Origin of the sequence: Gaetbulibacter sp. NE (assembly GCF_025548475.1) — a bacterium.
In the GTDB taxonomy this organism is placed as follows: domain Bacteria; phylum Bacteroidota; class Bacteroidia; order Flavobacteriales; family Flavobacteriaceae; genus Gaetbulibacter_B; species Gaetbulibacter_B jejuensis.
In genome coordinates this window covers 242,186-266,526 of sequence record NZ_JAOQHY010000002.1, presented here as the reverse complement: position 1 = coordinate 266,526, position 24,341 = coordinate 242,186, and the positions used below count along the sequence as shown (strand labels likewise).

Sequence of the window (24,341 nt, the reverse complement as noted above, 5' to 3'; positions counted from 1 at the left end):
TAAAATCTGAATTTACTTGGAGTAATGACAATTGGATTGAAAAAGCATCGAAAGAATATATTAAGAAAAAAAACTAAGCACAACAATGGCTATAAATAATTGCTTGGTTTTTCACATTTCTAAAAATCCTGTAACTACTCACAACCATAGCTGTTGTGGATAATTGTCCCAATCAATACCTAATGAATTGAAAAAATTCTTAATCATATCAGGAATTATAATAGTTAGTTTGGAAATAGCTATTTATTTATTTTGGTACAAGGAATTATATAATATCGAATTTTTTGTTTTAACTGGACTTTGTCATTTTGCTCTAACTTCCATAGTATTCGGAATTATGACTGAGATACGACCGAAAATCAAGAGGAAACTAATTATCAATATTTCTTTTGGCATTTTCGCATTTTTATTTTTAATTATTTTTTTGAATACCAACAGAATACAAAATCGAATTGATAAAGAAGGAATTTACATTAAAGGTATCGTTGTAAAAAAAGAATATGGCGCAAAAAGTCCGCCATGGCTAACAACAAACTTTAAATATGATGGTAAAACTTATAAGTCAAATTTGTCAATAACTGACTCAAATGAATTTGAAAAGATTGAATTAACCGATTCAGTTTTGATTAAATTCATAAAAGAGCACCCAAAAATGAATAGAACTGAAAAACTCTTAAATAAATAGTAACTATTAGCAATACGCTTAATAATTAATTTACTAATTCTAGTTTTCTTTCAAACATTCCAAATCAACCTATTCTTATTTCCATATTCAATTTAGTACCTTTAAGCATTAATTATCTATTATGCTTACAAAAAAAGAACAAGGCTTTAGTATCTTATTTTTTATCATTGTTATTGCAGAGCTTATTTGCAGTAGTATTGAAAGCCTAAATGGGTTGCATTATATTACCAAGCCTGCTATTTTGGTGTCGCTTATCGCCTATTTTTTAACAAGCAGTAATCACCTCAATAAAACCTTAAAGCTACTTACCTTATTTGCCTTACTGTTTTCCTTGCTTGGTGATGTGTTGTTAATGTTTGTGCACAAATCAGAAGGTTATTTTATGTTTGGGCTTATCGCTTTTTTACTGGCTCATATTATGTACATCATAGTATTTTTAAAACATAAAAACCCAAACAAAAACCCTTATGTATTTACACTTATAGCTTTGCTGTATGCTGCAATACTGTTTTATATAATGTTTGATGGTCTTGGAGACATGCTGTATCCAGTAACGGTTTATATGCTAGTAATTTTAACTATGGCTATAACTGCGTTTTTAAGACAAGGTAAAGTGCTACCATTAAGCTATTCGCTAGTATTTTTAGGCGCATTGCTGTTTATGCTTTCTGATAGCATTTTGGCACTCAATAAGTTTTACAAACCCTTACCATTATCGAACATCAGTATTATGCTAACGTATGCTTTGGCACAGTATTTCATAGTGTTAGGCTTACTAAAAAACAAAAAATTTTAAACTAGTGTAACAACTCACCTTTTATAGCTACATATAGTCAACTAACTGATTGAAATTTGGACAAACAACTTGAACATAGTTTTGTAGAACAGCTTGAAAAGCATCAGAACATTGTACACAAAGTCTGCAGATTATATACCAATAATCAAGAGGCGCACAATGATTTGTTTCAAGAAATAACTATACAATTATGGAAAGCCTATCCTAAGTTTAGAGGCGACTCTAAATTTAGCACATGGATGTATAGAGTTGGCTTAAATACAGCAATAACGTTGTACCGAAAATCTAAACGCTCCATACAAACACAGGAGTTTGAGAGTATTCAGTTTAAAATAAAATCGGAAGAATACGACGACACCGAAGAGCAACAACTAAAGCTATTGTACAAAGCAGTCCACCAATTAAACGACATTGAAAAGGCACTGGTGTTTTTATACTTAGAAGATAAAAATTACAGTGAAATAAGTGAAACTCTGGGAATTACTGAGGTAAATGCAAGAGTGAAGATGAACAGAGTGAAAACAAAACTAAAAACAATATTAAATCCGTAAGCTTATGGATGAGTTAGAATTATTAAAGAAAGACTGGAAAAAGGGAGAAGACAACTACCCAAAGTTGACTTACAATGAGATTTATAAAATGATATTAAAAAAATCATCATCTATTGTCAAGTGGATTTTTATTATCAGTCTTTTAGAATTTGCATTTTGGACAGGAATAAGTTTCTTGTTAAAAGACAATAAGAACGCTAAACATTTTGACGAGTTAGAAAGCGACTTTTTACTCATACCATTTGCTATTTTAGGGTATGTGGTTTTGGCGTATTTCTTTTATCTATTCTATAGAAACTACCGCAGAATTTCTGTAACTGACAGCGCAAAAGTACTTATGGAAAACATCCTAAAAACCAGACGTACTGTAAAGCAATATGTAGCTTTTAACCTTATTTTTATGATTGCCTCAGCAGTTATAGCGTTGTATATTGAATTTAGCCAAAACGAAGATGTTATCTCTAAGGTAGAGCTAGCTTCGGCAAATGGTGAAGCCTTTACATTCTACGCTAAAATTATAGGACTAACCATAGTTACTCTAGGTGGTGCAATACTAGTGCTACTTGGGTTTTACTGGCTTATTTATGGTATTTTACTCAAACGTCTTAACAACAACTACAGAGAGCTTAAAAAGCTGGAAGTATAGTGGTTATTAAAATGTGAATTGTCAATCTGAGCTCGTTTCAGATTCTCATAATTTATGTTTGAGTTGAATTCCGCATTAGCAAATCAAGTGCAATACAGTCTTAAATTAGTTTTACCACTCACGTAGTTTGTTGAGTTCTTCTTGCGCTTGTAGTTCCTCTTGTGAAATCACCTTTAAAAACGAAGGATGTTGCTCAATAGCGTATTCTATTTTTTCAACAATTTCAGCAATACTTTCGTTATCGTAATCAATCTCCAAAGGCGCTTTTATTTCCATGCTTTGTAAGATGTTTTTCTTTTTAATACGCAATCCTTTTTTATCAAAAGAGCGTCTAAAACCATCAATTACAATAGGCACAACAACAGGTTTGTATTTTTTAATAATGTGCGCTGTTCCTTTTCTAATAGGTTTAAAAGGCGTTGTGGTTCCTTGCGGAAAAGTAACAACCCAACCATCGTCTAAGGCTTTTCCAATATTAGAAATATCGCTCATTTTAACCTGTCGGTTAACATCTTGTCCTTCTGCTCTCCATGTGCGCTCAATACTTACTGAACCTACATACGCCAAAATTTTTGGCAACAAACCAGATTTCATGGTTTCTTTAGCAGCAACATAGTAAATGTTCAGCTTAGGATTCCACAAATAACCTACATTTTTAATATTGTCTATTCTTCCACTTAAACTCGCATTGAACACGTGAAACATAGCCACAACATCTGCAAAATAGGTTTGGTGATTAGAAATAAACAACACATTGGCATCAGGAAGATTCTTGATAACCTCAGAGCCTTCAATTTTAAGTTCATTAAAACCTCTAAAGCGTCTGTGAGTCATTGCGCCTAAGATTCTAATGAGCCATTTTTTCAAAAAAAGAATATGTCCGAAAGGATTTTTTTTAAATAATCCCATAGATTTTTATTAGTTAGTAAGCTACAAATGTAAGAAAACTGTTATTTTATAACACTTGTTTTAACAAGTCTTTTAACTCGCTAAGCATCATTGCAGTGGCTCCCCAAACAATATGATTGTTCAATTTATAGGCAGGAACTTCAACATTTACTTTGTAAGATGTTGGTACAGAAGTTTTAATCATTGTACTATCATCTAAAAAATGAGACAGCTCAACTTCTATTAAATCCTCAACCTCTTCTTCTTGTTTTATAAAACTAGGCATTGTGGTAGTGATTCCAAAAAACGGAAACACAGTAAAGTTGCTTGGTGGTATATACATTGGCGTTAACGCTCGCAATACTTTTATGCTCTGTTCCAATACACCAACCTCTTCTCGTGTTTCTCTTAAAGCAGTAAATTCTAATGACGCATCGTCTTTTTCAAACTTGCCTCCAGGAAAACCCACTTGAGCCGAATGTACACCTTTGTAGGTTTTTCTTAAAATTAACAGCAGTTTTGCGTTTTGCTTGGTATCAGGATAAAATAATGCCATAACACCAGCGTGCTTGGAGTTTTTCATGGCTTCTTTTTGCTTTGCCATAAGCTCCAAACGATAAGGAGGCGACATTTTAATTTGTGAAGCCTCTCCTGGTAGTGGTAGATTTTTTATTTTTGAAACAGAATCTAAAAACGCATTAAAATTCATTATGAGAATTCTTTTATTGGTTTGCCTTTGTTTTGCCTTAACGAACTGTGAAGATAAAAAATCTTCTAAAAAAAATAATACAATACCTTCAACAGATATAACAGAAACCAAAAAAGAACCTCCAAAAACTGATACTATTGTTGAGCCAGAAAGAGAATTTCCTTATCTAACCGATGAGAATGCTATGGAGTTTTTCTTGGAGTATGAAAAGCACAACAAAGAAAACAAAGTACGAATTACGACAGATTTTGGTACAATAGACATCTTATTGTTTAACGAAACTAAATTCCATAGAGCCAATTTTATCTTTCTTACCAAACAAAGCTATTTTGACGACACACAATTTTACCGAGTAGTCAACAACTTTATTATACAAGGTGGAAGCACTGACGACCCTGAAGTTATGAACAAAAGAAAAGACATTGGTCGCTACCTCTTACCTACTGATACCAAACGTGGTTTTAGACACGACAGAGGTGTGGTGAGCATGCCAAGTAGCGAAATTGAAAATCCTTACAAATTGGCATCACCTTATGAGTTTTTTATTGTTCAAAAACCTGGTGGTTCTTATCATTTAGATGGTGACTATACCATTTTTGGAAAAGTGATAAATGGAATGGACGTAGTAGATAAAATCGCAGCACAGGAAACCGATGAAGCCGAATGGCCATTGCATAATATATACATTAAAAAGGTAGAAATTATAAAATAATTAAGACTTCGTTTTATAGATTTTTAATACCTTCCGCAGCATAATACTAAACTACTTTCTAAATGAAAAAACACAATTTTTCTACGCACATTAAAACTTTGGGTTTATGTGCTTTAATCTCTTTTACAGCTTGTAAAGAAGAGAGCCAACAACAAAATGATGACGTTGCCATGAGTGATAATATTTTACTACAAGAATGGACAGGTCCTTACCAAGGCGTTCCTGCATTTGACAAAATGAAGGTTGAGGACATTAAAGAAGCTATGGAAATAGGAATGGAATTAGGTTTAAAAGATATTGAAGCTATTGCCAACAATCCTGAACCTCCAACTTTTGAAAACACTATAGTTGCTATGGAGCGTTCTGCTGAAGAGTTAGACCGAGTAACGCGTTACTATGGTATTTTTAGTAGTAATGTATCTTCGCCTGAGTTTAGAGCAATTCAAGCAGAGTTAGCACCTAAACTGTCAGATTACCAATCTAAAATTTCGCAAAACGAAAAATTATTTCAACGTATTAAAGCAGTTTATGATGCGTCACAAAAAACGCCTTTAGGCGACCAAGAGCAACGTGTTGTAGATTTAACTTACAAGCAGTTTGAAATGAATGGTGCCAACCTTGATGCTGCTAAAAAAGCACGTTACGCTGAAATCAACAAAGAATTATCGTCATTGTACACCAAATTCTCTAATAATGTTTTACATGACGAAGAAAACTATGTGACTTACCTGAACAAAGACCAGTTAGGTGGGCTTTCAGATGGGTTTATAAAATCTGCTGCTAAAATCGCTACAGATAAAGGTCACGAAGGTAAGTATGCCATTACAAACACACGTTCGTCAATGGATCCTTTCCTTACCTACTCTACCAACCGAGAGTTACGTAAACAAGTTTGGGAAAACTACTACTCGCGTGGAGACAATGGTGACGAATACGACAACAACCAAATTATTGCTGAGATTTTAAAACTACGTAAAGAACGTGTAGCGCTTTTAGGTTATGACAATTATGCTGAGTGGAGATTACAAGACCGAATGGCAAAAACTCCTGAAAACGCTATGGATTTAATGCTTAAAGTTTGGCCAGCAGCAACAGCAAGAGTCAAAGAAGAGGTAGCAGACATGCAAGCTGTAGCTAATGAAAATGGCGACAATATTACCATTGAACCTTGGGACTACCGCTACTATGCTGAAAAAGTTCGTAAAAAGAAATACGATTTAGATAGCGATGAAGTAAAGCAATACCTTCAATTAGATAAGTTAACCGAAGCAATGTTTTTTGTAGCTGGAGAATTGTTTAATTACAAATTCACTCCTGTTGAAGAAGGCTCAGTTCCTGTATTTAACGAAGATGTAAACGTTTGGGAAGTTACTGATAAAGATTCAGGAAAACATATCGGTCTTTGGTATTTAGACCCATTTGCTCGTGAAGGTAAACGTTCAGGTGCTTGGGCAACTACTTACAGAAGTTACACGTCATTTGATGGTGAAACCAATGTATTGGCATCTAACAACTCTAACTTTGTAAAACCTGCTCCAGGAGAAGCTGTATTAGTATCTTGGGATGATGCAACAACATTTTTCCATGAGTTTGGACATGCTTTACACTTCTTTGCTGCTGATGTGAAGTACCCAACCTTACAAGGTGGTGTTAGAGATTATACCGAGTTTCAATCGCAATTGTTAGAGCGTTGGTTATCTACTGACAAGGTGATTAATCAATTCTTGGTACACCACGAAACAGGAAAACCAATGCCTGCTGAATTGGTTGAAAAAATCAAAAAAGCTTCGACGTTTAATCAAGGTTTTGGTACGACGGAATATTTAGCTTCTGCATTAATTGATATGAAATTACACTTAGCTGATCCAACCAATATAGATATTGATAAGTTTGAGCGTGAAACTTTAGACGAACTTGGTATGCCTAAAGAATTACCAATGCGTCATAGAACACCTCACTTTGGACACGTATTTTCTGGTGAAGGTTATGCTACTGCATATTATGGTTACATGTGGGCAGATGTATTAACTAGTGATGCATCAGAAGCTTTTGCTGAAGCTCCAGGTGGTTTTTATGATGAAGCAGTTGCTGAAAAATTAGTGAAGTATTTGTTTGCTCCTAGAAACGCTATGGATCCAGCTGAAGCTTATAGACTATTTAGAGGCCGTGATGCTAAAATTGAAGCGTTGATGCGCGATAGAGGATTTCCTGTACCGCAAAACTAAACATTAATATAACAACAATTAAATCCCATTATCTTAGTATTAGGTAATGGGATTTTTTATAATAAATATGTCTATTTTTCGTTTCAATTAACAACCACCAAACAAATAGAATGAACAACTTCAAAAAAATAATTCTTGAAATCCCAGAATACTTTTTAATTGCTAGCGTAATTTTTTATTGGTTTTCAACAGGACTAACACTTAACTATATTGCCATTACGCTTATAGCTGGTTTAATTTTGCAAATCATCTTCAAGAATAAAGTAGTAGGAATTTCAATACCAAGTCTTTTAATTGTTATAAGCTTGTATATGATTTTAGCTGTACTTTCTGAAGTTAGTGAGTTTCCTAGTTTTAACACTGAAGCACAAACACTACTTTTAGTAGGTTTACTTTATTTTATAGCCACTATAGTTATATCAATAATTATGATTTACAAGTACGCAGTTATTAAAAGCATCAAAAGCAATCTCTAATCTTTATACAAACTAGGTAAGCTTATTTTCAACTTAACAGCTAAAAGTCGAATAACGATTACAACTACTCCTGCTATTACAAACACAAAGTTAGAATCGGTTAAAAACTCACTAAGCAAGAAATAAGTAAGTCCACCCAAAATACAAGCTGTTGCATAAATTTCTTTTCTAAAAATCACAGGTATTTCGTTACATAAAATATCTCTTATCACACCACCAAAGCAAGCTGTCATGGTTCCTAGCGCAATACAAATTATAGGATGCAAACCAATGGTTAAGCCTTTTTCAATTCCAACCACAGTGTAAAGTCCAATACCAATAGTATCAAACAAAAAAAGTGACGTTCTTAAATAATTAATATAGTTTTTAAAAAGAATAGCAAATAAGGTTGCTCCTAAAATAACATACACGTAAGTCATATTAATCATCCAAGACACAGGAGTTTGCCCAATAAGTGTATCTCTTAAAGTTCCACCACCTACTGCAGTTACAAATGCTATAATAAGCACTCCAAATGGATCCATTCTTTTATTCATAGCGACTAAAACGCCTGAAATAGCAAAAGCAATAGTACCTAGTATGTCAATAACCTGAAAAAACATTACATGCTTTGTGTATAGTAGTTATAGTCTTTAAGTATGGTGTCAATAAATTCAATATCATTACCCTGTACTTCTTTAATATCTATAACTTCAATTATTTTCTTACGCAGTTTTATAAGCGTTGTGTAGTCTTTGGCTGCTTTGGCAGTTATAAAAGTGTCTTTAATAATACGTGCATCATTATCAGACAATTTAATAACCGATGGATAAGTTGGCGTGTAAGTGTCTTCTAAATCTTCAAGAATAGTATGGCTGATATTTACATTATTCTTTAATGAAATTACCGATGTACCAGCAGTCATATCACCTAAACGCTGACTTTTTTTACTAGTTACAATAGAGATTAATGCCACAATACCAGACATCATGTTAATATCTACAATCCTAAAAAACCAACGAATCATAAAATCGGCTAATGATGCTTGGTAACCGTCAATTTTTACAACCTTAATTTTCATTATACGTTTTCCAAGTGTTTGACCATCAAGTATAGTTTCAAAAATAAGAGAGTATAAAACAACAGGTAAATAAAAACATGCTTGAATGGCTATTTGAGACCAATGATCCATGTCTTCAATCATTTCATCAATTTCAAAAAGATTAAATGTCAGTTGATAAATTACAACAATATAGGCTATCTTAATTATTAAATCTATAATGTATGCCAATATCCTATCTCCAACACTAGCAGCTGTGAAATTAATATTTACATTTTGAGTGGTGTTTATTTGTAACTCTACCATTTATTACTTTAATTTGATAGCTTATGAGAGAAGTTGCATTTATTAAACAAAATAAAGAAAAATGGCTCAATTTTGAAAAGGCTATTTTTGGAAAAACCCTTAAAAATCCTGATGAACTTGCATCACTTTATATTCACTTAGTAAACGACCTTTCGTATGCTCAAACTTACTATCCCAAAAGTAAAACAATTCTTTATTTAAACAACTTAGCTGCTAAAGCTTTTCAAAAAATTTATAAAACCAAGCGCGAAGACACTAATCGATTTGTGCATTTTTGGAAAATTGAAGTTCCGCTAATTGTTTACCAATACAGACGTTATGTGCTTTATGCCTTTTTAATTTTTGCTGCTTTTGTAGCTATTGGAGCAATTTCTGCAGCACACGACGACACCTTTGTAAGATTAATACTTGGAGACCATTATGTAAACATGACTTTAGAAAACATTGAAGCTGGCGATCCTGTTGCTGTTTATAAAAGTGGGAGTAATTGGGGAAGTTTTATCGGCATTACCTTAAACAATCTTTATGTTGGTATTTGCTCCTTTATCTTTGGAGTTCTTGGAGGTATTGGCACTGTATACTATATGCTACATAATGGTATTATGCTTGGGTCTTTTCAATACTTTTTTTATGATAAAGGTGTGCTTTGGGAAAGCGTAAGAGGTATTTGGATTCATGGTTCTATGGAAATTTTTGCTATTGTTATTGAATGTGCAGCTGGATTAATTTTAGGAGCCAGTATTTTATTTCCAAAAACTTACTCACGAATGACTTCTTTTAAAACAGGTGTAAAAGATGGTGTAAAGATTTTAATCAGTACATTTCCGTTTACTTTTTCAGCAGGTTTTTTAGAAGGTTATGTCACTCGATATTCTAATACTATGCCCAATTGGTTATCAGTAGGAATTATATTAGTTACCCTTTTTATAATTTCTTACTACTATTTGGTTTACCCATACATTTTAAACAAAAAACTTAAATCGACTTATGGAACTATATAAATCTAGAGGCTTTGGTGAATTCTTTCAAGACACTTTTTCATTTTTAAAGCAAAGCGGAAAACACCTTTTTAAGCAATTTTTTATAGTAAATGGAATTTTCCTCATTATACTTATGGTATTGGGCTACTTTTTTTCAAAGTTTTATACTGATATCGTTTTTGGAGGATTAATGTCTAATAATCCATCTGTGGTTGATGATTACATGAATGAAAACATGGGAATTTTTATTGTACTCATTATTTTGTTTTGTACTGTTGGATTAATTGCTGGTGTTGTCTCCTATTCGTTCGTTCCTATTTATTTAAAATTATATAGCGAACGTGGTGGTTCTAACTTTGAAACACGCGATATCGTTGACCTATATAAAAAACATATTGGTAAAATATTCATTTTTCTGGTATGTGCTATTTTAGTTAGTATCCCTTTAATGATTGTTTGCGGAGTAGCCATGTTTCTTCTAGTAATTACAATTATTGGTATGCTGCTTTTACCACTTGTTATTGGTTTTGTAGCGTTGTTTTATCAGTCTACTCTTATAGAATATATTGAAAACAAAAAAGGTATTTGGGAATGTTTTGGATATGCTTGGACCTTAATAAGTTCAAAATTTTGGGCTGCAATAGGTAGCGTTGGTATCTTTTTCTTAATGAGCTACATTGTACAAAACATTATTGCTTTAATACCTTACATTTTTGGTATGGCAAGCTTATTTACTACCATAGAACAAGGAGACACAATGAATAACCCACAGGAAATTGCTGGTACAATGACAGTAATGATGATTGCAATTTTCTTATTAACCTTTTTAGTAAGCTCAATACTAAATGTAATTGTTCAACTAAACCAAGGTATTGTGTTTTACAGTTTAAAAGAAGACAATGAAAATATAAACACCAAAAGCGTTATTGATCAAATTGGTTCTGGTGAATAAATTCTTATTTATACATATTATCCTTTTCTACTTTGGGTCGTTAACTACAGTGTTTGGTATTCCTGCTACTGAAACTGCTTCTGATTCTTTAGTAACTGACAATTCGCCTATTGAAAAACGTCATTTTGAAGAGTTAACCGATAAGTATTCTGGTAACGATTACATTTATGAACGCACAGTAGAACAGTCTGGTTGGTGGACTCGATTTAAACAATGGTTAAGCGATTTGTTTCAAAAACTATTCAATTTAAGTGGTGATGGACAAGCGTCTTCATTTACTGAGGTTGCTTTAAAAATTTTCTATGTGGTCGTTTTTCTACTGGTAGTGTATTTTATTTTTAGAGCAATTATCAACAAAGAAGGCACTTGGGTGTTTGGAAAATCTTCTGAAAAAAATATTGTTCCGGTTACTGATATTGAAAACAACATTCACGTAGCAGATTTTAAATCGCTTATTGAAATTGCTGAAAGTGAAAATAATTACAGACTTGCTGTACGCTATTATTACCTATGGTTGTTACGATCGTTAACCAATGCACAACTTATTGATTACGATGTAGAAAAAACTGATAGCGACTATCTGTACGAATTACAATCAAAAACCAATAGAGATCAATTTTCTTACACCTCTTACTTATATAATTACATTTGGTATGGTGAGTTTGATGTCAATACACAACAGTTTGACAAAGCTAAACATGCATTTACAACCTTTATAAACAACGTAAAAGCATGAACAAAACCATAAAAATATACATAGGTCTTTTAGTTTTACTTTTTGTAGGAGCTATAATTGTTGAGTTTTCTACTCCTCCACCAGTAAACTGGACTAAAACCTATAACGAAAATCAAAAAATACCATATGGTACTTATATTTTACACAACGAATTGGAAACCCTTTTTCCAACCAGTAAAGTGCATGATATAAAGGTTACACCTTATGAGTATTTTGACGATTACTACAGTTGGGAAGATAGTACGTACCTTACTGCTGGAAACTTTATTCAAATTAATGAGTTCTCTCCTACCGATGATGTTTCAGCTCAAGAGTTATTGGATTTTGCGTCCTTTGGAAATTCTATTTTCATGTCAACCAGTTATCCTCCAAGGACATTTTTTGATAGTTTAGGTTTTCAAACTGACAACGATTACAGTTTTAAAGGTGCTGCAAATTTAAGCTTTGCAAATCCTAGGCTTAAACAAGATTCTATTTCCATACAAAAAGGTATGAGCAACATCTACTTTTCAGAATTAGATACTGTTTACACAACCGTTTTAGGCTATCAAAAGTTTGACTCATTACAACAACGTGTCAATTTTATAAAAGTGAATTGGGGAAAAGGCAACATCTTTTTACACCTACAACCTGTGGTGTTTACCAACTACCATTTACTCAAAAAAAATAATAAGAAGTATGCAGCTGCTGCATTGTCTTACTTGCCTGACGACACTATTTATTTTGACTCAAAAAATAAGTTTGGTAAAGATTTAGGAAGTTCACCATTACGATTCATTTTAAGTCAGCCACCTTTACGCTATGCTTGGTATTTAGCACTATTGTCTATATTTTTATTTATGATTTTTAATGCAAAACGAAAACAACGTGTTGTAAAAGTGATAAAACCATTAGAAAATACAACAGTAGCCTTTACAAAAACCATAGGAAACCTATATTACGAAACAAAAGACCACGACAATCTTGTCAATAAAAAAATAACTTACTTTTTAGAACATATAAGACGTGTGTATTATTTAGACACGCAAGTACTAGATAAAAAGTTTGTAAAGTCTTTAGTCTTAAAATCAGGAAAAGACGAAAGCGAAACTCAAAAACTCATCAACCTTATTGCACATTTAAAAGCAAAACCTAGTTGCAATGAAGATGATTTACTCAATTTAAATAAAGCAATAGAAGATTTTTATACCAAATAATTATGGAGCACGAAAACGAAAATCAAGACGAGCAATTACAACCTCAACAAGACGAGCAAACTACTCAACAACCTGTTGAAACCGCTAATACAGAAGACGAAAGCATTAGTTTTAAAAACCGAATAGACCTTAGCGAGTTACAAGAAGGTGTTGCATCAATAAAGCAAGAAATAAGTAAAGTTATTGTAGGTCAAAAAGGAATGATAGACATGCTTTTGGCGTCGTTATTAGCAAATGGACATTCGCTTATTGAAGGCGTTCCTGGTGTTGCAAAAACCATTTCAGCTAAACTATTAGCAAAGTCATTGGATATTGGGTTTAGTCGTATTCAATTTACACCAGACCTTATGCCTAGTGATATTTTAGGAACTTCGGTTTTTGATATGAAATCATCAGAATTTCAGTTTAAAGAAGGTCCTATTTTTTCGAATATGATTTTAATTGACGAAATCAATCGTGCACCAGCAAAAACACAAGCTGCGCTTTTTGAGGTCATGGAAGAACGCCAAATTACTATAGATGGTAATAAATATAAAATGGATTTACCTTTTATTGTTTTAGCAACTCAAAACCCAGTAGAACAAGAAGGGACTTACCGTTTACCAGAAGCGCAATTAGACCGTTTTTTATTTAAAATAGATGTAGATTATCCTAACCTTGATGAAGAGGTTGAAATCCTTAACAGAGAACAAGCGCTTAAAGGCGATTTAAAAACCGATAAGGTAACGTCTCATCTTAACAAAGCACAAATTAAAAAGTTTCAGGATATTGTTAACCAAATCATTATTGAAGAGCATTTGGTAAAATACATTGCCAATATTATTGTAAACACACGTAACAATCCGTTTTTATATTTAGGAGCTTCACCAAGAGCATCTATAGCAATACTAAAAGCAAGTAAAGCATTTGCTGCTATTGCTGGACGAGATTTTGTAACTCCTGAGGACATTAAAAAAGCGGCAACTCCTGTATTACAACACAGAGTAATTGTAACTCCTGAACGCGAAATGGAAGGTATTACCACAAAACAAATTATTAATCAAATTATAGAAGCTGTAGAAATACCAAGATAATGCTTAAACGCCTAAAACCGTTTTACATACAAAACCGATTTTTTTATGCCTGCTTAGGTATAATACTGCTATTTATTGTCAGTTTTATTTTTCCAAGATTGTTCAATATTGTTAAGCTTTTGGTATTGTTATTAGTCGCATTAACCATTTTGGACACCTTACTGTTATTTATGGCTAAACGAGGTGTTGTTGGTAACCGTTTACTTCCTGAAAAATTCTCAAATGGTGACCAAAACGCTATTGAACTTACGTTGGAAAATTTCTACACCTTTCCTGTAAATGTTAGAGTTATTGATGAAATTCCTGTGCAATTCCAGGTTAGAAACTTTAATATTGAACGACGATTAAAAGCATCTAGCGTTTCAAAATTACAGTATGAATTGCGTCCTGTTGAACGTGGCGAATATCATTTTGGAAAACTTAACATATATGCTTCATCTGTTTTTGGTTTAGTTGCAAGACGTTTTGTAAGTGCCGAAAACAAAATGGTACCAACCTACCCTAGCTTTATGCAATTGCGCAAATACGATTTGTTGGCAATTAGCAACAACCTGCATCAATATGGTATAAAAAAGATTAGAAAAATTGGTCATACCATGGAGTTTGAGCAGATTAAGGAGTATGTTTTGGGAGACGATTTACGTACTATAAACTGGAAAGCTACAGCAAAGACCAATCAGTTAATGGTTAATCAGTTTCAGGATGAAAAATCGCAACCTGTATATTCGGTAATTGACAAAGGACGTGTTATGAAAATGCCTTTTGATGGTTTAACCTTGTTAGATTATGCTATCAACGCTTCTTTGGTAATTTCTAATGTAGCTCTTAAAAAGCAAGATAAAGCAGGTATTTTGGCTTTTTCTAAAAAGGTTGAAAATATTGTTGTTGCCGAACGTAGAACGTCGCAAATGAATCTTGTTTTAGAAACTCTTTACAATGTAAAAACCGATTATTTTGAAAGTGATTACGGAAGACTTTATGCTGATGTAAAACGAAACATTAACCAAAGAAGTTTGATGTTGTTGTATACCAATTTTGAAACTTTAGATGGATTACACAGACAACTTCCCTACTTAAAAGGTATTGCAAAAAACCATCTTTTGGTAGTTATTTTCTTTAAGAATACTGAATTAAACACGCTTATAGAAGACAAGGCAGAAACAGTACAGCAGGCTTATGACAAAGTCATAGCTGAGAAATTTGCTTACGAAAAACGACTGATTGTAAGTGAGCTTCAAAAGTATGGTATACAAAGCATACTTACAGCTCCAGAAGATTTAACCATAAACACTATTAACAAATACCTTGAGATTAAAGCAAGAGGATTGTTGTAATAAATAAAAAAAGCCACTCTATCGAGAGTGGCTTTTTGCTATTAATCAATTAACAAACGGTTAGATTGATTCGTCTAACCAAGCTTTCATCATCCAAACAGTTTTTTCCTGTTCAGTAATAAAATCACTCATCATCGAGTTTGTACCTTCATCATTAGCTTCATCAGAAGCATCCAATATGTTTCTTTCAATCTTTAATAATTCGGTTAATGAATCCACAATTAATCGTACTGCTTTTTCATCTTGAGAAACATTTTTTCCAACTGGCACCTTAGCGTTCTTAGTATAATCTTCAAACGTATGTAAAGGTGTTGTCCCTAAAGTAAGAATACGCTCTGCAATTTCATCAACCTTTAAGTTAGCGTCAGTGTATAATTCTTCAAACTTAACGTGTAAATCAAAAAAGCGTTTCCCTTTAATATTCCAGTGAATTCCTCTTAAATTTTGATAATATATTTGAAAATTTGCTAGCAAAATATTTAAATCATTAGCAATTTCTTGTGTTTTCTTGGTTTCTAAACCTATACTATTTAAAGTCATAATTTACTGTTTTTTAATTCATTACAAATTTAAATTATAATTAACACAATCAACTATAGAATTAATTGATAGTTTTTATATTTTTATAGCTAAAATTAATTAAATGACCATAACACAATTACATTACGTCTTAGCAATTGCTGAACATAAAAACTTTACTAAGGCTGCTGAAAAGTGCTTTGTAACCCAACCAACGCTTAGTACTCAAATACAAAAACTCGAAGAAGAACTTGATGTTTTAATATTTGACAGAAGTAAAAAACCTATTGAACTTACTGATGTAGGAAGAAAAATTGTGCATCAAGCCAGAAATATTGTTAACGAATCTGATAGAATACAAGATATTGTTGACCAACAAAAAGGGTTTATTGGAGGCGAATTTAAGCTTGGAATGATTCCAACCATAATGCCTACATTATTGCCAATGTTTTTAAAAACATTTATTAAAAAGTTTCCTAAAGTGAAGCTAAAAATTGAAGAATTAACGACTGAAGAAATTATAGAGCGTATAAACGAAGGCCACCTAGACGCTGCTATTGCTGCAACACCTCTTGAGGACGAAACCATAAAAGAACGTGTACTCTATTACGAGCCTTTTGTTGGTTACATACCTAGCAGTCATAGATTACATGAAAAGAAAAACATTGAAGTTTCTGATCTTGAAATTGACGATATGCTACTGCTAGAAGACGGTCATTGCTTTAGAGATGGTGTTATTAACCTTTGTAAAGTATTTAAAAACAATACCGATGAACATTTTCAGTTAGAAAGTGGTAGTATTGAAACCTTGATAAAACTATCAAACGAAGGTTTAGGAATGACGCTTTTACCTTATTTACATACTATGGAGCTTAATGATAACCTAAAACAAAACTTACATCATTTTGTAGAGCCAAGTCCAGCAAGAGAAGTGAGCATCATTTATCATAAAAGTGAGCTTAAACTTCAAATTATTGATGCATTACACAATGTAATTTCAGGAATTATAAGAGGTGCTATTGCATTTCAAAATGTTGAAATTATAAGCCCTTTAGCTGTTAAAGAAACAAAAAGAGCGGTTTAAAACCGCTCTTTTTGTTTTACTCTATGTTAAAGCATATACTGCAAACCAAAAATTATTGTTTCTCTCTGTTTTAATTGAATACCCTCAACGTCTTGTAATAAAGGTGTTGCAAATTCAAATCCAAAGCGAAAATCTTTAAAACTACCTGATGGGATTAATATATTAAACCCTACTCCTGAATTTAAAAAAGTAGCACCAGAGTTATTAGCATCAGCTGTAATAACCATCATAGGGTTTAATTCCGAATTACTTCCTTCAATCTTGCTTACTCTTAAACCTTCTATTCGACCAGAAAAGCTAATCCAATCAGAAACTTTAAAAGCTATCCAATTGTTTAATCCGTATTGATTTCCCAATCTATAATCTTTGTTGTTTTTTCCAAACCTCAACAATCCTTTTAGCTGTGAACCAAATGACCATTTACTTCTTTGTAGTGTATAAGTCAAACCTAATTCTGTTCCAAAAGTGCCGCTACCTATTTGCATTGGATAAGGCAAAATCACTTCATTACCCGAAGACATTGCAGTTACGTCTTTACTCTCAATATTACCAGTAGGCAAAACTACTCCTAATTGAGTATGAAGACTCTGAGATTTCTCTTTGAAAACATTATAAAGCATTGTAGCCTTTATATCTCCAAAACCATTAGAATTTGTTGTAAATGTTTCACCCATTGCAGTAACATGGTCCATAGACATATCTATATAATTTAGCATTGCCATCAATGTAATGTCATCATTTATAGCATACATAGCTCCTAACATATGCATTTGCATTGGCATTTCAATTGGAGCAACCATATAATCTCCTCCATTGGGCATTAATAAACTGTTATAATCTTTATCATCAGTTCCTTGTTTAATATTGTCCATATTCATTAACATGAACCTATATGAAAACATAAATTCTCCTTTTTTATGAGTATGGTCTCCCATAATCGATATAGGAGCGTGTGCATCTGGTCTACTTATTATTAGAGTGTCTTTTACGTTATTTTGTGCCAATAAGGCTGTTGTTACCATTAAAAAAACGGCAATAAAAATCTGTTTCATTGTGAAAATTTAAAAATGAATTAGTTTAAAATTAATTTGGGCTTTAAGCCCTTTATAGATCTCTAAGAATAGATCTCAGGAGGGTGAAAGAGATTGTTTATAAAATTATAATCTATTAAGTTTTTTAAACTCCAATTGTTTTTTACTGTAGTTTCAAACTTATTAGTGAATTCTATTTCATTGAAAGCCTCAAAAAACAATGGATAAAACGCTTCAAACACCATTTGATGCGATTTACCTTTACCTGAATCGTTACTTGCTTTTTGAATTTGTGTAGCTAAATGACATTTACCATTACACTGTAGCTCTGGTTTGTCTTTATTAATACAGTAGGTTTCAATAATGTAATCAATATTTAACTCATAGTATAATACTTGTCCAACATAATACATTGGTCGCAATGCAAACGAAAGAAGTAATATGGTTAAATATAGTTTTTTCAGGTCTTATATAATTTCCTACAAAGATAACACCAATACTAATGGCTAGTAGTATTTTTAACAAAAAAAAGCGACCGTTTGGTCGCTTTATGTTAAGGTTTTAAATATATTAAACATTGATTTAACTCTGGGTTCTGTAGTACAAGTGATTGAATATAAATTCTTAACTCTTCAATTTCATAAGGTAATAATCGTTGAACAGCTTTTTGTACTTCTTTACAGAACAACGAAGCATCAAAACTAACTTTATTAAGTACCGTTTTGGTGTACTCAAACATTGCTCTTGCCATTTGTAATTTTAGGTTTTAGGGTTAGGTAGTTGTATTTTATAGGCTTAAAATGTTTTTGTTTTTACATTCCTAAAGTACTAAAAAAATCGATTAGTTGTTTTAGTTAAACAAAATTTTAACACTAAAAATCCCTCATTAAATATAACTCAATACGTTAACGTTTAGAACCTATTGTCACCATCAAGTAAGTCTCCTAAACCACCAAGAATACTACCTTCTCCTTTACTTTTGCCACCAGATCTTGGTGCTGAAGCTAGTACTCTACCTGCCAATCTACTAAAAGGTAAAGATTGTATGTATACTGTTCCTGGTCCTTGTAGTTTAGCAAAAAATAAACCTTCACCTCCAAATACCGTATTTTTTATACCTCCTACAAACTCAATATCATAATCTACATCTTGAGTAAAACCTACTAAGCAACCAGTATCTACTCTTAGAGATTCTCCTGCTTTTAATTCTTTTCTAGCCATAGTACCACCTGCATGAACAAACGCCATACCATCTCCTTCAAGCTTTTGCATTATAAATCCTTCGCCACCAAAAAGTCCTCTACCTAATTTCCTTGAAAACTCAATACCAACGCTTACACCTTTTGCTGCACAAAGAAAAGCGTCTTTTTGACAGATGAACTTACCTCTAAACTCGGTTAAATCTATTGGGATGATTTTACCAGGATAAGGTGATGCAAAACTCACATTGCGTTTACCTGAAAGGTTGTTGTAAAACGCAGTCATAAACAAGCTTTCTCCTGTAAGTATGCGTTTTCCTGCTCCAAGGATTTTACCTAAAAAACCAGTGTCTTTTTGTGAACCGTCTCCAAAAATGGTTTCCATTTTAATACCATCGTCCATCATCATAAAGCTTCCTGCTTCGGCTATAACACCTTCTTGTGGATCTAATTCTATTTCTACGAATTGCATTTCTTCTCCGTAGATTCTGTAGTCTATTTCGTGTGCTGTCATTATATTGTGTTTTTTAATTGATTTATAAATTAGTTGATGTATTATCTGTTTTGTTACAAATAGTTTTATAAAGGCCTCATTACATGAAATTTACAAAAATCCTCTACTCTTAATCAAAGATACTAAAACATAACAAACTAAAAACAAACAACTTACAAGTAAGAAGTTAAAATATTGCATCTATTTTATTCTGCTTTTCTTGGATATAAAAACTCAACTTTGGCATTTATTATTCTTTCTATATCATTCAAGTTTAACTGAAACCAATATTCTTGTTTTTCTATATAATAACTGAAACAAAATTCCATTTCAGTTGTATCAAACCCACCATGATACCTTTCTGTTTGAAATTCATCTGAACTCTCAATTTCAGCCCATTGATTTATATTTAAATTTCTAGCCAAAATACTTTCGCAAATTTTTTTAAACTGTTCATCTACCTGAATTTTGATTAAGTCTGATTCATTTCCATAATAGTCATAGTAATGTTGAGCAAATTCTGTCTTCATTATTTTACTATTAATTCCGCCAAACTGAATTTCAAAATCGTTTCCTTTTTCCATTCCGCTAATTGCGCCTCCCCAACCAACTAGTTCTGTTCCGTTTTCAAGATAAACTTTCAATTTAGGGATCACCTGAGTATCAATAAATTTATATTCTTTATCGTCTTGATTTATTGTTACTTTATGCTGTTGACAATGATTTTTAAACAAATTATAGGGTGAGTCTACATTTTCAAAATTAATTTTCCCATAAACAACTCCCATTGGAGTATCAGCAAATTCAAAAGCAGTTGTTCCTATTTTAATTCCACTTAATTGTATTTCGTAATTTTTTTTCAAATTATTATCAACTAACTTTTAACTTTAATACTCCATTCAAAATTAAACACCGACACTTCCACTCCATCTTGGTTTACACCTTTTGATTGCATCCACAAGGTTTGTCCTTCACCAGTTTCAATAGCTTTGGCTATGGCATCATCAATTTTATGACCATCTGTACAACTAAATGTAATTTTTCCTGTTGCCTTTTTAGTAAAAGTAGCATTGTTATTAGCTACCAACATAGAAATAGGCTTACCGCTTTCTCTAATTTTTGCAAGTACCAGAGCACCTGTAGTTAATTCGGCAGCCATACCTTGAACTGCCCAAAACATAGATTTAAAAGGGTTTTGATTAATCCAACGGTGTTTTACAACTACTGTGCAAGTGTCATTATTAATAGACTTTACTCGAACTCCAGTAAAGAACACTGAAGGCAGTTTAAAAAAGTTAAAAGTGTTTATTTTATTAGGAGTAAGCTTCATTTTAAAAATTAGTTTTATCAAATCTAGACAAAATAATCCATAATTCAATTTGTTAATATTATGTTAAAATATACTACTATGCGTAACATAATACCTTTTTTTAGACATATATTTGTATAAGATAATATTATACGTTTTAAAATCATGTTAGACAACCACCAAAAAAATATTGCAACTTTTATTCATTTATCCACCTTTAGTAGGTTTATAATTCCGTTAGGAAATTTTATTGGACCTATTATACTATGGATTACTAACAAAGAAAAATCGGAGTTTGTTGATAGTCATGGAAAGCAAGCCATAAACTTTCAAATAAGTATATTACTATATACCTTAATTATAGGTACGCTAACTATCCCGTTTTTCTTTTTAAAGTTTTTTAATGGTATTGACTTTATAGACTTTCATGGGTTTAATGATTTTCACATTAACATAGGGAAACCTTCTCCTCTACTTTACATTACAGGAGGTTTAGGTGTTCTTGCAGTTTTTGGATTTATCTTAGAACTTATATTTATAGTCATTGCAAGTTTAAAAGCACGCGATGGTGAGTTGTACAACTATCCATTAACCATAAATTTCATCAAATAACCATCAATCAATCAATCAATCAATCAATCAATCAAAAAATGAACAGTTTTTCAAATTAAAATTTCTTTAGAACATGAAGATAGAAAACACAAAAGCACAAATGCGTAAAGGTGTATTAGAATACTGCATATTATCAGTTTTAAAAGACGATGATGCTTATGTAGCCGAAATTCTAGACACACTAAAAGACGCAAAACTGCTTGTTGTAGAAGGAACCATTTATCCACTACTTACAAGACTTAAAAACGCTGGTCTTCTTAACTACCGTTGGGAAGAATCAACCTCAGGTCCTCCACGAAAATATTACGGTTTAACAGAAACAGGAAAACTGTTTCTAAATGAGCTTAATACCACATGGAGCGAATTACAAAATGCAGTTAACCTAGTAACAAGACAAAAAAATAAAAAATAATGAATAAAACAGTCAACATAAATTTAGCAGGTATATTCTTCCATATTGATGAAGATGCATACTTAAAATTACAACGCTATCTTGAGGCTATAAAACGTTCATTTACAGACTCTCAAGGTCGATCAGAAATCATAGCAGATATTGAAGCTCGTATTGCTGAATTGTTCAACGAGCGTGTTCAAAACGAAAAACAAGTTATCAGAATAAAAGAGGTTGATGAAGTGATCTCAATAATGGGACAACCTGAAGACTATCTTGTTGATGACGAAATTTTTGAAGACGAACCAAAAACACAATACAGAAGAACCTCATCTTCCAAAAAACTATTTAGAGATACTGACAACTCTTACATTGGAGGTGTTTCATCAGGTCTTGGACACTATTTAGGTATTGATGCCATTTGGGTAAGACTACTTTGGATTTTACTTACTCTAGGTTCTGGTGGTACGTTTGTGCTTATATATGTATTGTTTTGGGTTTTAGTTCCTGAAGCAGTTTCAACCGCTGATAAACTTACAATGACTGGTGAACCTGTGAACATCAGTAACATTGAAAAAAAAATTAAAGACGGATTTGATAATGTATCACAAACGGTTTCAGACACGGTAAAAAACATTGATTTACCCAAACAAGGAAACCGAATAAAATCATCGTCAAAAACATTTTTTGACACTATAGGAGACATCATTATGTTTTGTCTTAAAGTGTTTGCAAAGTTCATTGGTATTATTTTAATACTCATTGGAGCCAGTACTTTAATAGGATTAATAATTGCATTATTTACCGTTGGAATTGCCGATTCTGTTAACGTCCCAGGAATTGAATTTATAAATGCTGCCAATGCTGCAAATACACCAGTTTGGTTAGTATCAATGTTGCTATTGTTTGCCATAGGAATACCGTTCTTTTTCATTTTCTATTTAGGACTCAAAATATTAATCAACAACCTAAAATCAATTGGTAACATCGCTAAGTTTTCGTTACTAGGGTTGTGGTTAATGTCAATGATAGGACTATTTGTAATAGGAATAAAGCAAGCTAGTGAACATGCGTTTGATGCGAGTGTGACTGAAAATACTGAATTGTTAATGCTTAACCCATCAGATACTTTAACAATACGTATGAAAGGAAACTCGTCATACAGCAAACATTTTGGAAGACGTAGCAGCTTGTTTAAAACAGTGTATGACGATAACGACAACAAACTTATATACAATACTGATGTGCGACTTATTGTGCGTTCAACTAAAGATAGTGTAGCCTCTTTAAGTATTGAAAAAAATGCACATGCTAGCGATTATCAAAAAGCAAAATCAAGAGCACAAAACATTAATTATGATTTCAAGGTAAATGGTAATGAGCTTTTACTAGATGCTTACCTTACTACAGAATTCAGAAACAAGTATGGTGAACAACAAATTGAAGCAACATTGTATTTACCAGAAGGCACAATATTTTATGCAGATCAAAACACCTATTCCTTTCACAGAAACTCTAGCTATTACAGAGACATACTAGAAAATGGTATGGAAGAACATTATTTAAAAGTAACTCATGATGGTGTGGTGTGTTTAAACTGCGAAGACGATGAGTTTAAAGTAAGAGTTGATGTAAACGATGAACACTCTGGTCTTAAAATAGATGAAGATGGTGTTAAAATTAAAAAAGACAGTGTAGAAATAGAAATCAACGACCAAGGCATTAGAGCAAAGGACGTAGATGTTAAAGTAAGAATAGATGATAATGGTGTTGAAATAATATCAGACGACAATTAACAATTCATCAATAAAAAACAACATTTCAGACACTTAGTTTATTAATCGCATATATAAAACTAGACCTTTGAACCTGTAATCAATCAAAAAATGAAACAGTTAACACACAAACTATTAATTGCTTTTTTAACACTAAGCTATTCAACTGTTGCTATTGCTCAGGTAGATAAAAAATCAGAGCTTTTTAAAATTCTAAAAAATAATGATAGTTTAATTTTTAAAGTTGGCTTTAATACTTGTGACATGAGTCAGTTTGAAAACCTAATTTTTGATGATCTAGAGTTTTACCATGATAAATCAGGTGTTATCAACTCTAAACTAGACTTCATTAAGGTCATGAAAAATGGTATTTGCAATTCAAAAAACAATTCAAAGTTAAGAAGAGAACTTAAAAAAAATAGTCTAGAAGTGTTTCCGCTTTATAATAATAACAAACTCTATGGAGCTATTCAACAAGGAGAACATTTATTCTACGAAACAGTCAATAATAAAGAGACTCTAAACGGAAATGCCAAATTCTCCCATTTATGGCTATTAGAAAATAATAAGTGGAAATTAAAGCGTGTTTTAAGTTATAATCACATAGCAACAAAATATTATTAA

General features: G+C 32.3%; 29 protein-coding genes. 18 read left to right on the top strand and 11 right to left on the bottom strand.

Going from position 1 to position 24,341, the window contains the following annotated elements; all coding sequences use genetic code 11:
* Positions 1-187 precede the first annotated feature (187 nt).
* From OD803_RS05905 to OD803_RS05890, 4 genes are all read left to right on the top strand, one after another.
* Complete coding sequence (locus OD803_RS05905; protein ID WP_262732714.1) at positions 188-685, top strand: hypothetical protein; 498 nt, start codon at positions 188-190, stop codon at positions 683-685.
* A gap of 121 nt (positions 686-806) precedes the next feature.
* Positions 807-1,481, top strand: coding sequence for a lysoplasmalogenase (locus tag OD803_RS05900; protein ID WP_262732713.1), 675 nt, complete (start codon positions 807-809; stop codon positions 1,479-1,481).
* Positions 1,482-1,537: 56 nt separating this feature from the next.
* Positions 1,538-2,032, top strand: a complete 495-nt coding sequence (locus OD803_RS05895; protein ID WP_129760564.1) for an RNA polymerase sigma factor — start codon at positions 1,538-1,540, stop codon at positions 2,030-2,032.
* A 4-nt stretch (positions 2,033-2,036) separates the two neighbouring features.
* Entirely contained in the window at positions 2,037-2,678 is a 642-nt protein-coding gene (locus OD803_RS05890) for a hypothetical protein (protein ID WP_262732712.1), read from the top strand.
* Positions 2,679-2,789: 111 nt separating this feature from the next.
* Here the strand turns inward: OD803_RS05890 and OD803_RS05885 are convergent, their stop codons facing one another.
* Positions 2,790-3,587, bottom strand: coding sequence for a lysophospholipid acyltransferase family protein (locus OD803_RS05885; protein WP_134200311.1), 798 nt, complete (start codon positions 3,585-3,587; stop codon positions 2,790-2,792).
* A gap of 46 nt (positions 3,588-3,633) precedes the next feature.
* Positions 3,634-4,275 carry an NUDIX hydrolase gene (locus OD803_RS05880; RefSeq protein ID WP_262732711.1) on the bottom strand — a complete coding sequence of 214 codons (642 nt, stop codon included), beginning with the start codon at positions 4,273-4,275 and terminating at the stop codon, positions 3,634-3,636.
* A gap of 1 nt (position 4,276) precedes the next feature.
* Here OD803_RS05880 and OD803_RS05875 point away from each other — a divergent pair, with 1 nt between their 5' ends.
* From OD803_RS05875 to OD803_RS05865, 3 genes are all read left to right on the top strand, one after another.
* Complete coding sequence (locus OD803_RS05875; protein WP_262732710.1) at positions 4,277-4,987, top strand: peptidylprolyl isomerase; 711 nt, start codon at positions 4,277-4,279, stop codon at positions 4,985-4,987.
* A 62-nt stretch (positions 4,988-5,049) separates the two neighbouring features.
* The gene (locus tag OD803_RS05870) at positions 5,050-7,212 is read left to right on the top strand and encodes a M3 family metallopeptidase (RefSeq protein WP_262732709.1); all 2,163 of its coding nucleotides are present in this window, start codon (positions 5,050-5,052) and stop codon (positions 7,210-7,212) included.
* 110 nt (positions 7,213-7,322) lie between these two features.
* Positions 7,323-7,688, top strand: coding sequence for a hypothetical protein (locus OD803_RS05865; RefSeq protein ID WP_262732708.1), 366 nt, complete (start codon positions 7,323-7,325; stop codon positions 7,686-7,688).
* Here OD803_RS05865 and OD803_RS05860 read toward each other — a convergent pair.
* Both OD803_RS05860 and OD803_RS05855 read right to left on the bottom strand, forming a co-directional pair.
* Positions 7,685-8,290, bottom strand: a complete 606-nt coding sequence (locus tag OD803_RS05860) for a trimeric intracellular cation channel family protein (RefSeq protein WP_129760558.1) — start codon at positions 8,288-8,290, stop codon at positions 7,685-7,687. The two genes, OD803_RS05865 and OD803_RS05860, sit on opposite strands and share 4 nt — an antisense overlap.
* Complete coding sequence (locus OD803_RS05855; protein WP_262732707.1) at positions 8,290-9,033, bottom strand: RDD family protein; 744 nt, start codon at positions 9,031-9,033, stop codon at positions 8,290-8,292. Before OD803_RS05855 ends, OD803_RS05860 begins: the two co-directional genes overlap by 1 nt.
* 23 nt (positions 9,034-9,056) lie before the next feature.
* Here OD803_RS05855 and OD803_RS05850 point away from each other — a divergent pair, with 23 nt between their 5' ends.
* Genes OD803_RS05850 through OD803_RS05825 form a run of 6 tightly spaced genes read left to right on the top strand, consistent with a single transcriptional unit; the run spans position 9,057 to position 15,304 of the window.
* Positions 9,057-10,034 carry a stage II sporulation protein M gene (locus OD803_RS05850; RefSeq protein WP_131507611.1) on the top strand — a complete coding sequence of 326 codons (978 nt, stop codon included), beginning with the start codon at positions 9,057-9,059 and terminating at the stop codon, positions 10,032-10,034.
* Positions 10,021-10,965 (top strand): hypothetical protein, encoded by a 945-nt coding sequence (locus OD803_RS05845; protein WP_262732706.1) that lies wholly within the window; start codon positions 10,021-10,023, stop codon positions 10,963-10,965. The genes OD803_RS05850 and OD803_RS05845 overlap by 14 nt, the downstream gene beginning before the upstream one ends.
* Positions 10,958-11,701: a hypothetical protein gene (locus OD803_RS05840; RefSeq protein ID WP_262732705.1), complete on the top strand. Its 744-nt coding sequence runs from the start codon at positions 10,958-10,960 to the stop codon at positions 11,699-11,701. Before OD803_RS05845 ends, OD803_RS05840 begins: the two co-directional genes overlap by 8 nt.
* On the top strand, positions 11,698-12,897 hold the full coding sequence (locus OD803_RS05835; RefSeq protein ID WP_129760548.1) for a DUF4350 domain-containing protein: 1,200 nt from the start codon (positions 11,698-11,700) through the stop codon (positions 12,895-12,897). Before OD803_RS05840 ends, OD803_RS05835 begins: the two co-directional genes overlap by 4 nt.
* A gap of 2 nt (positions 12,898-12,899) precedes the next feature.
* On the top strand, positions 12,900-13,970 hold the full coding sequence (locus OD803_RS05830; RefSeq protein ID WP_262732704.1) for an AAA family ATPase: 1,071 nt from the start codon (positions 12,900-12,902) through the stop codon (positions 13,968-13,970).
* The gene (locus OD803_RS05825) at positions 13,970-15,304 is read left to right on the top strand and encodes a DUF58 domain-containing protein (protein WP_262732703.1); all 1,335 of its coding nucleotides are present in this window, start codon (positions 13,970-13,972) and stop codon (positions 15,302-15,304) included. Before OD803_RS05830 ends, OD803_RS05825 begins: the two co-directional genes overlap by 1 nt.
* 60 nt (positions 15,305-15,364) lie before the next feature.
* Here OD803_RS05825 and OD803_RS05820 read toward each other — a convergent pair whose 3' ends face one another.
* The gene (locus OD803_RS05820) at positions 15,365-15,844 is read right to left on the bottom strand and encodes a Dps family protein (protein ID WP_262732701.1); all 480 of its coding nucleotides are present in this window, start codon (positions 15,842-15,844) and stop codon (positions 15,365-15,367) included.
* 103 nt (positions 15,845-15,947) lie between these two features.
* On the opposite strand from OD803_RS05820, the gene OD803_RS05815 reads away from it, so the two are divergent.
* Positions 15,948-16,907 carry a LysR substrate-binding domain-containing protein gene (locus OD803_RS05815; RefSeq protein ID WP_131507632.1) on the top strand — a complete coding sequence of 320 codons (960 nt, stop codon included), beginning with the start codon at positions 15,948-15,950 and terminating at the stop codon, positions 16,905-16,907.
* A 26-nt stretch (positions 16,908-16,933) separates the two neighbouring features.
* Here OD803_RS05815 and OD803_RS05810 read toward each other — a convergent pair whose 3' ends face one another.
* From OD803_RS05810 to OD803_RS05785, 6 genes are all read right to left on the bottom strand, one after another.
* Positions 16,934-17,959 carry a transporter gene (locus tag OD803_RS05810; protein ID WP_262732700.1) on the bottom strand — a complete coding sequence of 342 codons (1,026 nt, stop codon included), beginning with the start codon at positions 17,957-17,959 and terminating at the stop codon, positions 16,934-16,936.
* Between the two features lie 62 nt (positions 17,960-18,021).
* Positions 18,022-18,351, bottom strand: coding sequence for a hypothetical protein (locus OD803_RS05805; protein ID WP_262732699.1), 330 nt, complete (start codon positions 18,349-18,351; stop codon positions 18,022-18,024).
* 140 nt (positions 18,352-18,491) lie between these two features.
* A complete protein-coding gene (locus OD803_RS05800; RefSeq protein WP_129760530.1) occupies positions 18,492-18,689 on the bottom strand; it encodes a hypothetical protein in 198 nt (65 codons plus the stop codon).
* Positions 18,690-18,850: 161 nt separating this feature from the next.
* On the bottom strand, positions 18,851-19,651 hold the full coding sequence (locus tag OD803_RS05795) for a TIGR00266 family protein (protein WP_129760529.1): 801 nt from the start codon (positions 19,649-19,651) through the stop codon (positions 18,851-18,853).
* Between the two features lie 185 nt (positions 19,652-19,836).
* Positions 19,837-20,493, bottom strand: a complete 657-nt coding sequence (locus tag OD803_RS05790; protein WP_262732698.1) for a hypothetical protein — start codon at positions 20,491-20,493, stop codon at positions 19,837-19,839.
* A gap of 11 nt (positions 20,494-20,504) precedes the next feature.
* Positions 20,505-20,960 (bottom strand): DUF4442 domain-containing protein, encoded by a 456-nt coding sequence (locus tag OD803_RS05785; RefSeq protein WP_131507642.1) that lies wholly within the window; start codon positions 20,958-20,960, stop codon positions 20,505-20,507.
* Between the two features lie 144 nt (positions 20,961-21,104).
* Here OD803_RS05785 and OD803_RS05780 point away from each other — a divergent pair, with 144 nt between their 5' ends.
* The 4 genes from OD803_RS05780 to OD803_RS05765 all read left to right on the top strand — a co-directional run bounded on the left by OD803_RS05780 (position 21,105) and on the right by OD803_RS05765 (position 24,341).
* A complete protein-coding gene (locus tag OD803_RS05780) occupies positions 21,105-21,551 on the top strand; it encodes a DUF4870 domain-containing protein (protein WP_129760525.1) in 447 nt (148 codons plus the stop codon).
* Between the two features lie 73 nt (positions 21,552-21,624).
* Positions 21,625-21,963, top strand: a complete 339-nt coding sequence (locus OD803_RS05775; RefSeq protein ID WP_129760523.1) for a PadR family transcriptional regulator — start codon at positions 21,625-21,627, stop codon at positions 21,961-21,963.
* Positions 21,963-23,738, top strand: coding sequence for a PspC domain-containing protein (locus OD803_RS05770; protein WP_262732697.1), 1,776 nt, complete (start codon positions 21,963-21,965; stop codon positions 23,736-23,738). The genes OD803_RS05775 and OD803_RS05770 overlap by 1 nt, the downstream gene beginning before the upstream one ends.
* Positions 23,739-23,828: 90 nt before the next feature.
* The gene (locus OD803_RS05765) at positions 23,829-24,341 is read left to right on the top strand and encodes a nuclear transport factor 2 family protein (RefSeq protein WP_262732696.1); all 513 of its coding nucleotides are present in this window, start codon (positions 23,829-23,831) and stop codon (positions 24,339-24,341) included.